This is a genomic window from Erwinia typographi, from assembly GCF_000773975.1.
In the GTDB taxonomy this organism is placed as follows: Bacteria; Pseudomonadota; Gammaproteobacteria; order Enterobacterales; family Enterobacteriaceae; genus Erwinia; species Erwinia typographi.
Window position 1 is genome coordinate 41,563 of sequence record NZ_JRUQ01000041.1, and the last position, 12,691, is coordinate 54,253.

Genomic DNA, 12,691 nt, shown 5'->3' on the forward strand with positions numbered 1-12,691 from the left:
TTTGTAAACCCACATTTTTCATGGAGAACGCCGTGTCCGCTGAAAATCGAATCTTAACCACTCACGTAGGCAGCCTGGCCCGCCCGGTCAAACTTCTTGACGTAATGAAAGCCAATATCCAGGGCGCTGATAATCATGCCGAGCTGGAAAGTGAGATACGCGGCGCGGTATTTGAATCCGTGCAACAGCAGGTTGCCGATGGCATAGATATTGTCGCAGATGGTGAAATGTCAAAAATCGGCTTTTTCGCTTATGTTCGCGACAGAATCGCGGGTTTTGAACCTCGGCCGGGACAGGGCTATAGCGCCTTTGATGCCGAGGTGAATGCCTTCCCTGAGTACTACAAACACTATTTTGGCGAAGCGATGCTCGGCGGCAACCTGGTTCCTTTTGTGCCCGTCGCCTGCACCAGCCCGATTGCCTATCATGGTGTGGCACAGCTGCAACGTGATCTGACGAACCTGAGTGACGCCGCTAAAGCCGCCAATGCTTTCGGCGCATTTGTGCCCTCTGTGGCGCCGACAGGCGTTGGCACAAATGAATTTTATGAGCGCGAAGGGGATTACATCTCGGCTGTGGCCGAGGCGTTACGTGTGGAATATAAGGCGATCGTTGATGCCGGGTTTGGTCTGCAAATCGACGATCCTTTCCTGCCTGACCTTTTTGCCGATCCGCAGCTGAATAACGGGCAAATCATTGCCAAAGCCAATGAATATATTGATATTCTCAATCATGCGCTTCGTGGTATTCCCGCTGAGAAAATCCGCTATCACACCTGTTACAGCATCAACGAAGGTCCGCGTATCCACGATGTACCCTTCATTGAATTTGTGCGCTACATGTTGAGCATTAACGTGTCTGATTATTCATTTGAGGCCGGAAACGTGCGCCATGAGCATGAATATCACATCTGGGAAGAAGTTAAATTACCGCAAGGCAAGAGATTGATTCCCGGCGTTATTTGTCACGCCAGCAACACCGTTGAACATCCGGAGCTGATTGCCGAACGTTTAATTCGCTTCGCCGATCGCGTGGGTAAAGAAAATGTCATCGCGGGTGCTGACTGTGGTTTCTCCTCACAGGCAACTTACAAACCGGAAGTGCATCCCACCGTGGTACGTGAGAAGTTCCGCGCTATGCGCGCCGGGGCTGATATCGCCAGCAAGAAACTCTGGGGCTAAAACTGTCCTTATCCTGCTACCACACGGCAGGATCGGCCAGACTAAAGCCGAACAGTGAGGCCGCCGCGCCTTCGCCCATGGCGATAATGCGCAGCAGCTGATCTTACAGCACGCGGATTGAACCCGTTTCGCCGGCTTTGATATCGACCGGCAGCGCACGCGGACGCGCTTCACTTTCGGCCCTGGCCTCACGCATAAACAACGTGTTGAGCCTCCGTGGTGTCGCTGACCTGAATGTCGAGCGGCGTGGCCTGTAAGCCTTTGCCGGCTCACTCTTGCGCTCGCCAGACTACCGGGAAGGCGGTGCTGTCGAGTGGACAGCCATTTTCCGGGCCGCCGGAAGCGGGTTCTGGCGGAGAGGTTTTTCCGCTACGACGGCGGAAAATGGCGTCATCGCCGGTCCAGCGGGTAGACAATACCCTTCGGGGCGAGGCGCTAGCGTTACCGGGTGCACCGTGAAGCGTCAGTCCGTGGAAAACCACGCAGTCGCCAGGCTCCAACTGCCAGTTGATAATGGGATACCGCGCGCGGTCTGCCTCGATATCAGGCAGGATCGCCCATTTTTCATCATCCCCTGCGCGTAGTTCGCCAGTAGAGAACATCTGGGGCCGGAACCATTTTCCCCAGCGATGAGACCCGGCGACAAACTCCAGCGCGGTATTTTTATTCACGGGATCGACAGGCATCCACATCGTACAATAGTCGTTGCCATCTACCGGGCTGTAGGGTTGATCCTGATGCCACAGCGTACGCTGAGAGGCTCCGGCTGATTTAGATAAAACGTGGTCGTGCAGAAAATTAACTTTGCGGGAGCCCATCAGGGCTGCGGCAATTTCTTTTGCCGGTGAATTAAAAACAAAATCCTGGAAAGTGTCAATTCGCCGCCAGTTGTCACTGTCCTGGAAAAAGGTTCTTGTTTCTGGGTCCATAAAGCGACCGTGATCGCTTGGCGCATTAACATTAAACATAATGCCCTGTTTAACTTTTTCGAGCCATTCACCTGAGAATGCCCCACGAATAATGACTACACCATCGCGCTCAAATTCCTCTCTGTCCTGCTGGGAAATTTCAAACATAGTTTCTCCTTAAGGATTTTGGCTGTTATTAGCTGCGGGCCATCCTACCGGCGTCAGGGTATCAGGGCCCGCAGCAAGTTACATTCTGCCTGTTCACAAAGATAAGATAGTCCTCCGTCATTACAGGCGGAGTAGAGTTTGTGCCGTCAGAATAAATGCTGAAATGCTTTAAAAAAAAGATAATTCATCATCTGTGATTTATTTATTCATCTTCAGACTTTTTCAGCATTCCAGCGCCCCGGGAACTCCTGCCCACCTAGTTGGCGATTGTAAAACATGCCAAGATACCAGGGGAAATATTGATAAGACCAGGCGCACAAGCGGTTGCCATATTTAATAAACGCCCGTAATAATTCCTGGATCTCTTCTTTTGTTTCTGCGGCTGCAATAGCAGTACGTAACATTCCCGCATATTCTTCCAGTTGATACAGACCGCTTACGCCAAGATAACTGGAATAGGGCACATCAAATTCATTCAGCGTTTTGGAGAAATCACTGACGGACAATGTTTTGCTCAGCGTTAGCAGCGGATACAGGGTATACATAATATAATCGCGCAGCATACCGTTAGCGAAATCCCAGGCGGTAAAATATTGCCCGTAGGTGCCAGTTGATTCCACCCGACCCAGGCGAATATTACGTAAATCCTCCGGCTCGGTCAGCAGAAAGCGTTCAGCAGCGTCCAGGAAGCACTGTGCTGTGTCAGTCGTAGCTTTTACTTTCTTCAGTTCACCGGCCGGCGCGGCTTTGTCATGAGCAGAAACTTCGACAAAAATCAGGTCTTTTTGCCAGAACAGGTTGTTCCATACCGCTTTGCCTACGTCGGGCAATAAATGACAGTATTCTTCTAATACCTGTCCCAGCACGGGCTGTGCCAGCGGTTCCAGTCCCACGCCATATTGGATGGACATCTTATTGCCGGTAGATTGTGAATAACGCAGGCGGCCTACCGGGCAATCGGTGATCATTTCGCGGTGGTGGACCGGGGCACTGCTTACAATTGGCGTCCAGGCGTACATTGACGCACCGGATACAACCGGATGAGCCTGTAATATCTTGAAGGGCAGATGCTGCCAGAACTCTTCACAAAGCTCAGGGTTCCTTTCATCATTCAATTCGGCAACCACGGTGACACCAAGACCTGGCCAGCTAATATCAATCAAACGTCCCATTTTCATTCCTCATCACTTTGACAACATTGTCTTATTACAATGTTTCAGACACAGTTAGATTTTGTGCAGAACTTTATTCAAAAATACTCGCGTACGCGGATTTTCTGGCGCGGTGAATATTTTATGCGGCGGCCCTTTTTCAATAATTTGCCCGCTATCCATAATCACCACCGTATCGGCTACATTACGGGCGAATTCCATTTCATGCGTTACGACAATCATGGTCATTCCCTGAGACGCCAGGCCCTGCATGACGCTCAGGACTTCCCCCACCATCTCCGGGTCCAATGCACTGGTGGGTTCGTCGAATAACATGACTTCTGGCTCCATCGCCAGCGCGCGGGCAATAGCGACCCGCTGCTGCTGTCCGCCGGACAATTGCGATGGGTAATAGGTCAGCTTGGTTTTCAGCCCGACTCGCTCCAGCAGCTCCTCTGCCCGGCGCTTCGCGGAAGCCTTATCATGATGTAGCACGCTGATCGGGGCTTCCATGACATTTTCCAGGGCGGTCATATGAGCAAATAGATTAAAGCGTTGAAATACCATGCCAATCCGGCGACGTACCAGCGCAATGTTTTTCTCGCTGTCTTCAATCAGGCGACCATTCTTCAGATGGTAGCCGACCAGCGTACCGCCGACGTGAATGGAACCTTGCTGGATCTTTTCCAAATGATTGATGCAGCGGATCAGCGTGGTTTTTCCGGACCCTGATGGGCCGATAATGACCAGCGTTTCACCGGTTTTAACGGTCAGCGACACGTTACGCAGTACTGGCGTATCACCATAAGATTTGGTGACATCCAGGCAAGTCACTGCATCGGGGCGCGAAGCGGATTCATTAAGATTCATCGGCCAGCTCCGTCATTTGATTCAGCGAGGTCTGTTTACTGCTTTTTACGCTTCTGCCCGATAAATGGCGTCCCAGCTTTCTTTCCAGCAGCATCTGGATAAGCGTCCATCCGGCCGTTAACAGCAGATAATATATCGACACGCCCATGTAGACTTCAAAGGTCATAAAAGTCGCGGCCTGTAATTGCTCTGCAACCCGGAACATTTCCGAAACGCCGATGATACTGAGCAGCGCCGTGGTCTTCAGCATATTATTGAACTGATTTCCCAACGCCGGAAATATAACGGGTATGGTTTGCGGAAGAATAATCCGGCGCATTAACAGACGGGGTGGCATTCCTAACGCTTTTGCCGCCTCGGTTTGACCATAATCAATGGCAAGAATACCAGAACGGGTGATCTCACTCATATAGGCGGCCTCATGGAGGCCGAAGGAAATAATTCCGGCAACCAGCGCGCCTGGAACAGATAGCGGGCCTGCCGTCATTTCCGACGGAAAAAGATCAAACCCCAGTAAATAGGGAAGCCCGAAATAAATTAAAACCAGTTGGACTAATACCGGCGTGCCGCGAAAAAGCCAAAGATAAACTTGATTAATTGATCTTAATAAAAGATATCGGCTCATTCCGGCCATCGCCAGCAGTATTCCCAATACGGTGCCTATGATCTGCGATAACAATGCGGCAATAATAGTCAGACCTAAACCTTGTAACAAAAAGGGTTGGGGATGAAAAACAAAGTTAAGGAAAAACTCCGTATTGAATTGCAACTGGATATGTGTAAGCACGTTGTTATCCTCTTCAGGGAAATAGTAGACGTCTAGCCACACTGGGCGCTGCTGCTACACAGCTCCACACCCTTTTCAATTCCCCATTTACTGACGATCTTTTTCATTTCTCCAGAGGTATTTAATTCATCCAGAGCACTCTGTAGAGCCTGCCGCACCTCGTTATTATTTTTAAGCGTGACGATAACCCAGGTTTTTGGCGGGACGTGCATATCCGCAGTCTGGAATTTATTTGGCGCTTTCGACATATAATAATTTAAGACGACGGAGTCACCGACCATGGCATCCGCTCTTCCCAGTAAGAGATCGTGGAAGGCAGCGACATAGGAGTTCAGCGACACAAGGGTAATGCCAGCTTTACCCTCGCTGACCAGTTTATTACCGATCTGTTTAACCCTTGCCTCATTGCTACTGCCTAACAGGGCGGCGACACGGCGTCCGGAGAGATCCTCGAATTTATCCAGATGCAGAGGATTACCTTTGACTACCAGCAACCCTGATTTAACGCTCCAGTAATCAATTAACCCGTAACGCTCGCTGCGCTCCGGTGTTTTGGCAACGCTCGCCACTACGGCATCGCACTTACCGGTATCCAACGCGGCAAAAATGCCTGAAAACTGATAATTATCGATGCGGGTTTTAACGCCCATCAGCGGGCCGAGCGCGTTCATAACGTCAACCGCAACGCCGCTGGGGGTTTTGCCGTCATCCGCGATGCCTTCCGCTGGTGGATTTTCCAGATCGGAACAAAAAGTTAATTGCCCTTTGCTCTTGATCCCGGCGGGCGCAGTGACGTCAGAAAATGCAAATTGTGAAATAAGAGCCAGTGAGATGCTTAACATTGCGCTCTTAACGATGTGCTTTTTATCCACCCTGTTCTCCTGACAAATTGATTCGTATCAATAACCCCTTTTCCATGAGCCAGGCATCCTGGCCGTTAACACTTCCGTCACTTACTCACAACTGCAAGATACAACCCGTCTGTTCACTCGTCAATATATGTATATACAAATAAGTTTATTGTATGGTCAAAGTTTGTTCAGGTTGATGTGCTTTTTTATAAGATGTTGATTTGATTTCGAATAGAGGTAAATGCCCGGTTCGGGCTTTTATAGGGAGAGGGGGAAGTGGGGGAAAGGAGAGGTTATCGTTTGGGAGGAGCCCACTGGCCTGCGGCGGGTCCAGGCCCGAAGCGCACCAGAAAACGGTGTCGTTCACCAGGATAAATCAAGCGGACGAAGGTGATCAGTTCACCGGAAAGCCAGGTGCGCCGCGCAATAGAGATACAGGCTGTGCCGGGCGAGACTGACAGCTGTTTGGCCAGCACGTCATCGGCGGTGATGGCCCGTAACGAATGTTCTCCTTCGGACCAGGGGACGTTGTTTAACAGCCAGCTTCCGGGCGGGATATCGGTAAATTCCTCATTGGCTACGTCAGGCACCACGGCCAAATTAATCTGGCGCGATTCGAGGGCAAAGGGCAGATTGTCGGCGTAGTGCATTACGTCAAGGCATAACATTTTGGCATTGACTGGAACGCCAATATGGGAAGCCTCGACCGTATCGGTGATGGTCCGAATGTCGCGATATAGCAGGGTAAAACTGTACATGCTGTCGGTGGCAAGAACTTCGGCACGAATATCCTGAATCGCCAGCAGCGGCTCGTCAGCTCTGGGCATCGCCACAAATGTCCCTTTGCGCCGCTTACGTACAACCATACCCGATGCTACCAGGGTCGAAAGGGCCTTGTTCACCGTCATACGGGAGCATTGATAGATCTCCATCAGCTCTTGTTCTGTGGGGACGCGAGCGCCGGGATTCCACTCATTGCTCAGAATTTTATTTTTGATATCACTCTGTATTTCCTGATGAATGGGCATACCTTTGACTCTGGATCGTTTGACAATATCGCTTTTCGAGTCCGGCTGAGGCGTAGTGTTGACCGGGGAGTTATCGTGTTTCATCTTGTCCCTTTTAGTAATCGTTCACCCAATAAGTCTATACAAATCTATCATGGAATGCTGGGTACTGTTGTAAATATACGAATGGACTATGGTTGGCAGGGAAAACTGGCTGCAATTTTACGCTAACAACGGTATCGGCTTTCGCCCCCTAATGGTGCGCTCGCTCCGGTGAATGCACCATTAATGCATAAAAAGGGATAACTTTCTTTTATTGAGATTACAGGTGAATTTTAACTGTATGATTTAAATATTAAAAGTGAGCGCTGGCGCTTAAAAGATAAAGTTGGCGTGGATATTGCCTGATAATGAATTCTCATGCTGGATAATTTATCGAGCAGGCAACAGCTGAGATGACAACATTTTTCAGGCAAAGATGCCCCATTGACCCTAACCGGCGATGGGGCTTTTTTTTTCCATGGAGCAAGACAATGATAACAAGCCCTTTATCCGTAGCCGCCATTCAGTTTGAACCAGAGCAGTTTCGTAAAAAGGAAAATATCCAACGCTTGCTGACTCTGGCGCAGGATGCCGCTCACCATGGCGCTAAACTCATCGTAATGCCCGAGATGGGCACTACAGGTTATTGCTGGTTGGACAGAGAGGAAATAGCCCCTTATGTCGAATCAGTGCCGGGACACACCACGGAACGCTTCACCGAAATGGCTGCCAGCCATGATTGCTATTTTGTGCTGGGCATGCCAGAAGTCGATATGGTCAGCGGCCTTTATTACAACACTGCTGTGCTTATCGGCCCGGAAGGAGTGATTGGCAAACATCGTAAAACGCATCCGTATATTTCTGAGCCTAAATGGGCCGCCAATGGTGAACTGGGCCATCAGGTTTTTACCACGCCCATTGGCAATATTGCACTGTTGATATGTATGGATATTCATTTTATTGAAACTGCCCGTCTGGCCTGTGTGCAAGAGGCGGACGTCATTTGCCACATCAGCAATTGGCTGGCGGAGCGGACCCCTGCGCCTTACTGGATCAACCGTGCTTACGAAAACGGCTGCTACTTAATTGAAAGCAATCGCTGGGGGGAAGAGCGGGGCGTTCAGTTTAGTGGTGGCAGCTGCATTATTAATCCGGATGGCGAGGTGCAAGCCTGGCGAGACAGTGGCGACGGTATTGTTTATGGATCGCTACAGCCAAAGGCCGTACTGCGTTCGCAATTAACCACGCGACGGCCGGATCTGTACAAAAGCCTGATGACGCAGACCTTTATGTGGAATCCTCTTGATTTCTTTGGTCTTTACAGTAAATCTCCGCTGCCACCAGGCAAACGTTCACGCCTTGCCGTTGCGCAATTCGAACCCTCGACCGACCTCAGCACTAATGTGAGGCATATTACTCATTGGGCGGAGGCCGCCGCTAAAAACGGGGTCGAACTGCTGACTTTGCCCGAATTTAGTCTGACGGGGCCTTACCGCTCGGCCGAATCTGCTATCAGCCAGCAGCACAAATCCATCAGCACGCTGATGGCGCTGACCGCCCGCCTGCGATTGTATCTGGTAGTCGGAATGGTAGAAAAAACGGCGGCCGGTGAGTTATACAATACTGCGCTGCTGGTAGGCCCTGATGGGGTCGTCGGCCACTATCGGCAGACGCATCTCAGCGCCGATAGCCGCCTGTGGGCCAGTGCGGGAGATAGCTGGAAAATCTTCGATTTGCCATGCGGGCGAGTCGGGCTACTGCTGGGTGAGGATTTGTTGTTCCCCGAAGCTGGGCGGGTGCTGGCGATGCAAGGCTGCGATATTATCGTCTGTCCATCCACGCTACAGTTACCGGCTTCGATGTCGCATCCCGGCACCAAAATCCCCCATAACTACCCCATTTCCACTGCGGCCTCACAATACCACTGGCTTCTGCCACGGGTGCGGGCAGGGGAAAACAACGTTTATCTTTGCTATGCCAACGCGCATTCCAGCGGTCTTAGCGGGATCTTTGGTCCGGAAACCTTCGCCTGGCCGCGGGTGGAAACGCTGATTACCGACACACAGGCACTGGCGCAACTCGATATAGATACCAGCAATCTTGATTGCGGTTACCCGACGAACGTTGTACGGCGTAAAGATTTGGTCGCTATGCGTCAACCGCACTATTACTCGTTGCTGATTAAAACGGCGGATAGTGACTGAATGGAGGAGCGCAAGCGTATGTTAGCAAAAGAGCCATCTTTCACGCCGCCCGAGCGACGTTGCAAACAAACTATTCCCGTTGGCATCCTCTATTCCGTATCCGAGCAGTACGGTGGCATCGGCCGGGAAATGCTCAACGGTATTATGTTGGCTATCGAAGAAGTTAACGCGAATGAGGCGATGGATTTTACTCTGGCTCCGGTTATTTACGATCCTGGCTGCCAGTTGGAAAACTACTATCGCTACTGCCGCGAGCTGCTTTATCGTCATGGCGTTAAGCACATTGTGGGGTGTTACACCTCGGCATCAAGGAAAGTGATCCTTCCCCTTATTGAAGGGACCAATGCCATGTTATGGCACACCGCGCGCTATGAGGGATATGAGAGCAGCGATCATGTGATTTACATGGGGGCCGTTCCTAATCAGCATGTTTTGCCGATGCTGGATTACGTACTGAAGCACGAGCGGCCGGAAGTTTATCATGTTGGTTCCAACTACATCTGGTCTGAGGAAATTGACCGTATCACCCGTGACATGCTGGATATGCACGAGGGAAAAATGGTCGCCAGTCGCTTTATGGGATTGGGGGAAACGGACGTAACGCCAATTATTCTTGATATTTTAGCGCGTCGGCCACCGGTCATTTTGATCACCCTTGTGGGCATCTCGGCCTATCGTTTTTATCAGGTATGGAAGGCGATGTCAGTCGAATACGCTTTCCTGCGTGAAGCCGCGCCAACGCGCCTCAGCTTAACGCTGTGCGAGCAGGAAGTGGCGATGATTGGCGCGGAGGCGGTTGAAGGTTGTCTGGTGTCGGCCGTTTACTTCCACAGCATCGATAATGTGCAGAACCAGAAGTTTGCATCATGCTACCGCCAGCGTTTTGGTGAGCACGCTGTTCCCACTGTTGATGCGGAAGCCGCCTGGATGAGCGGACAATTTCTGGCTAAAGGCATTCAGGCAAGCGGTAGCGACGATCCGCCTTTGGTGCGCGAAGCGGTTTACGGTATTGAGCTGGACGCGCCGAATGGGAAAACCCGAATTAATCGTGAGAACAATCATGCCAGCCTGACGCCGCGTTTGGCTCGCATCGGGGCCGATGGTAAGTTCCATCTCTTATGGCAGGCTCCCTCTCCGGTATCACCAGATCCCTGGTTAACCTGGTCCGATTTGTCACGCTAGCTCATGGTTGAAAGGGGAGGGTCAAATGCATAAACAACTGCTAATGGTCAAAGGATTACGTATTGCGTTAATTGGCTGCGCACCCCGGGATGAGAAAGCGCTTTTGCTACAGTTTCAGCGTTTGGGTATTCACGGCGATAGCTTTAGCGACTATGAAACGGCAATCTTTGATGTGCCTTATGATTGTATGATTTTCGATTCGGATAATCGCGATCTTATTAATGTCAAAACGCATAACACATGGCCCACTTTATCTAAAATAGCGCTAATGGGAATGGAAACGCCTTCGCGTATAGCCTGGGTAATTGAACAGGGGGTGAATGCCTTTCTGCGAAAGCCGGTTAAAGCAGAAGGGATTTTATCCACCGTGATTCTGGCACGCCATCATTTCAGAAGCCAGACAGAATTAAATGATAAGCTTGAGCAACACCAGCGGCGACATCAGCTCAGGCGTTTTTTGTTATCCGCACAGATGTTATTAATTAGAGAATTTGATTATAGCGAGAATGATTCTTATGAATTACTCCGTCGACTGGCAACCAATCAGCAAAAATCAGTGGAGGAATTCTGCGTGACGTTTTTATCAAACCCGGAGAAATGGCGAAAATATATTAAATGACTGTAATTAAAGGCAGTTTTTTTCGCGTTTTGGTCAGATTTAAGTCGATCGTTCGCACCAAAAAAGGGATGGGGATGCACTAAATAAAAGCATTTATGTACCCCGACAGGTGTTTTTTTAATGATTTAAACAGGCTTGTTACTAACGCGTTGTTTTTCAACCGATAAAAGTGATTTAATTTCAATATGAATGTGGCATACATATTGCTTTATTAATGGGATGCTGCCGGTTGCCTGTTTTACAGATAGCGCTTTCCAGCAAGTGAATATCCTTAATACTGCATTGACAACATAGCACTGGCAACGATGCCCCTGTAACTCGAAATGAGTTAAGGGGCTTTTTTTTTGCGTTAAACAATCAAGGGCTGCCTGATGTTGCTGAATTATGCAGAAATACAGTCGCCAATCATTGATGAGGAAATATTATGAGTGATATCACCGAACCTACGACACCGCCGAATATTCCGACACTGCGGATTAAAGCGATCCAGTCTTTGTTAATGGAAAAAGGTTACATCAAAGCCGATGCGATTGATGAAATTATTGATATTTTCGAGCACCGTTTTGGACCCAAAAATGGCGCTAAAGTTGTCGCCAAAGCCTGGACCGATCCGGCCTATAAAGCCCGACTGTTAAGCGATGCAACGGCCGCTATTGCTGAACTGGGGTTCAGCGGTCTGGAAGGCGCCCATATGTTCGTAACGGAAAATACAGAAAGTGTGCACAACATGGTTGTCTGCACCTTGTGCTCATGCTACCCGTGGCCAACGCTAGGTCTGCCGCCGACCTGGTATAAAGCCCCCCAGTATCGCTCACGCGCGGTTATCGAACCGCGAAAAGTATTAGCAGAGTTTAACGTCATGCTTCCCGCCAATGTTGAAATTCGCGTCTGGGACAGTAACGCCGAAATTCGCTATATGGTGCTGCCGCTGCGCCCGGCGGGGAGCGAACACCTGAACGCAGAGGAACTGGCTGAGCTGGTCACCCGTAATGCCATGATTGGTACAGATATTTTACCTGCCGTGCAATCCTGAGGAGTCGCCTGATGAATTCTATTCATGATGTTGGTGGTATGCATAACCTGGGCCCTGTTCAAATCGATCTCAACGAGCCGGTTTTTAAAGCGGAATGGGAAAAACAGGTCTTTTCTACCATTGGTCTTTATTTTGCCGGTGGGCTCTGTCCCATTGATGAGTTTCGACACGCTATTGAGGTAATGGATCCTGCGGAATATCTCAGCACGCCTTACTACGTTCACTGGTTCCACGCGATGGAGACGCTTGGCATTAACAACGGGCTTTTCACCCTGGATGAACTGGAAGCCAAAGTAAAACAGTTAGCGGAACAGGAGGCACAGGTATGAACATTTTAGAAAAAGATCGGGTTTATACCGCGGTAAAAACTAACCCGGTGTATGTCCGCCCAACCGGCCTGCCGGTGCGTTTTGCCCCTGGCGATCGCGTCCTCGCAAAAAATATTAACCCGACTGGCCACACCCGGCTGCCGCGTTACGTGCGCGGCCGCATCGGCACCGTCGTGCAGTATCACGGCTCCTTCGTGTTCCCGGACACTTACGCCCACGGTAACGGCGAAAAACCTCAGCATCTGTACAGCGTGAGGTTTGAATCGAGTGAGCTGTGGGGAGAGGCGGCCGTCGAAAACTCGGCGGTCTATCTCGACCTTTGGGATGACTACATTGAGCCTTTGGTCTGAGGAGCATGC

At 50.3% G+C, this 12,691-nt stretch carries 13 protein-coding genes; 7 read left to right on the forward strand and 6 right to left on the reverse strand.

Annotated elements, in window-relative coordinates; all coding sequences use genetic code 11:
• Positions 1-32 precede the first annotated feature (32 nt).
• Positions 33-1,181 carry a uroporphyrinogen decarboxylase/cobalamine-independent methonine synthase family protein gene (locus NG99_RS14455; protein ID WP_084110542.1) on the forward strand — a complete coding sequence of 383 codons (1,149 nt, stop codon included), beginning with the start codon at positions 33-35 and terminating at the stop codon, positions 1,179-1,181.
• 269 nt (positions 1,182-1,450) lie between these two features.
• Here the strand turns inward: NG99_RS14455 and NG99_RS14460 are convergent, their stop codons facing one another.
• The 6 genes from NG99_RS14460 to hutC form a co-directional block, all read right to left on the reverse strand.
• A complete protein-coding gene (locus NG99_RS14460) occupies positions 1,451-2,257 on the reverse strand; it encodes a phytanoyl-CoA dioxygenase family protein (RefSeq protein WP_034894219.1) in 807 nt (268 codons plus the stop codon).
• A gap of 212 nt (positions 2,258-2,469) precedes the next feature.
• Complete coding sequence (locus NG99_RS14465) at positions 2,470-3,429, reverse strand: cucumopine synthase-related protein (protein WP_034894222.1); 960 nt, start codon at positions 3,427-3,429, stop codon at positions 2,470-2,472.
• Positions 3,430-3,483: 54 nt separating this feature from the next.
• On the reverse strand, positions 3,484-4,278 hold the full coding sequence (locus NG99_RS14470) for an amino acid ABC transporter ATP-binding protein (RefSeq protein WP_052130712.1): 795 nt from the start codon (positions 4,276-4,278) through the stop codon (positions 3,484-3,486).
• Positions 4,268-5,065, reverse strand: a complete 798-nt coding sequence (locus tag NG99_RS14475) for an amino acid ABC transporter permease (RefSeq protein ID WP_198138783.1) — start codon at positions 5,063-5,065, stop codon at positions 4,268-4,270. The genes NG99_RS14470 and NG99_RS14475 overlap by 11 nt, the downstream gene beginning before the upstream one ends.
• 32 nt (positions 5,066-5,097) lie before the next feature.
• Positions 5,098-5,937: an ABC transporter substrate-binding protein gene (locus tag NG99_RS14480; RefSeq protein WP_198138784.1), complete on the reverse strand. Its 840-nt coding sequence runs from the start codon at positions 5,935-5,937 to the stop codon at positions 5,098-5,100.
• A gap of 272 nt (positions 5,938-6,209) precedes the next feature.
• Positions 6,210-7,028 carry a histidine utilization repressor gene (gene hutC / locus NG99_RS14485; protein ID WP_052130713.1) on the reverse strand — a complete coding sequence of 273 codons (819 nt, stop codon included), beginning with the start codon at positions 7,026-7,028 and terminating at the stop codon, positions 6,210-6,212.
• A gap of 428 nt (positions 7,029-7,456) precedes the next feature.
• Here hutC and NG99_RS14490 point away from each other — a divergent pair, with 428 nt between their 5' ends.
• The 6 genes from NG99_RS14490 (at position 7,457) to NG99_RS30220 (ending at position 12,682) form a co-directional block, all read left to right on the forward strand.
• The gene (locus tag NG99_RS14490; RefSeq protein ID WP_198138785.1) at positions 7,457-9,169 is read left to right on the forward strand and encodes a nitrilase-related carbon-nitrogen hydrolase; all 1,713 of its coding nucleotides are present in this window, start codon (positions 7,457-7,459) and stop codon (positions 9,167-9,169) included.
• Positions 9,170-9,187: 18 nt separating this feature from the next.
• Positions 9,188-10,351, forward strand: coding sequence for a transporter substrate-binding domain-containing protein (locus NG99_RS14495; protein WP_052130729.1), 1,164 nt, complete (start codon positions 9,188-9,190; stop codon positions 10,349-10,351).
• A gap of 25 nt (positions 10,352-10,376) precedes the next feature.
• On the forward strand, positions 10,377-10,970 hold the full coding sequence (locus NG99_RS14500) for an ANTAR domain-containing response regulator (protein WP_034894225.1): 594 nt from the start codon (positions 10,377-10,379) through the stop codon (positions 10,968-10,970).
• A 424-nt stretch (positions 10,971-11,394) separates the two neighbouring features.
• Complete coding sequence (nthA, locus tag NG99_RS14505; RefSeq protein ID WP_034894227.1) at positions 11,395-12,003, forward strand: nitrile hydratase subunit alpha; 609 nt, start codon at positions 11,395-11,397, stop codon at positions 12,001-12,003.
• 11 nt (positions 12,004-12,014) lie between these two features.
• Entirely contained in the window at positions 12,015-12,332 is a 318-nt protein-coding gene (locus NG99_RS30215; RefSeq protein WP_269745682.1) for an SH3-like domain-containing protein, read from the forward strand.
• On the forward strand, positions 12,329-12,682 hold the full coding sequence (locus tag NG99_RS30220; RefSeq protein WP_269745683.1) for an SH3-like domain-containing protein: 354 nt from the start codon (positions 12,329-12,331) through the stop codon (positions 12,680-12,682). The genes NG99_RS30215 and NG99_RS30220 overlap by 4 nt, the downstream gene beginning before the upstream one ends.
• The last annotated feature ends 9 nt before the right edge of the window (positions 12,683-12,691 follow it).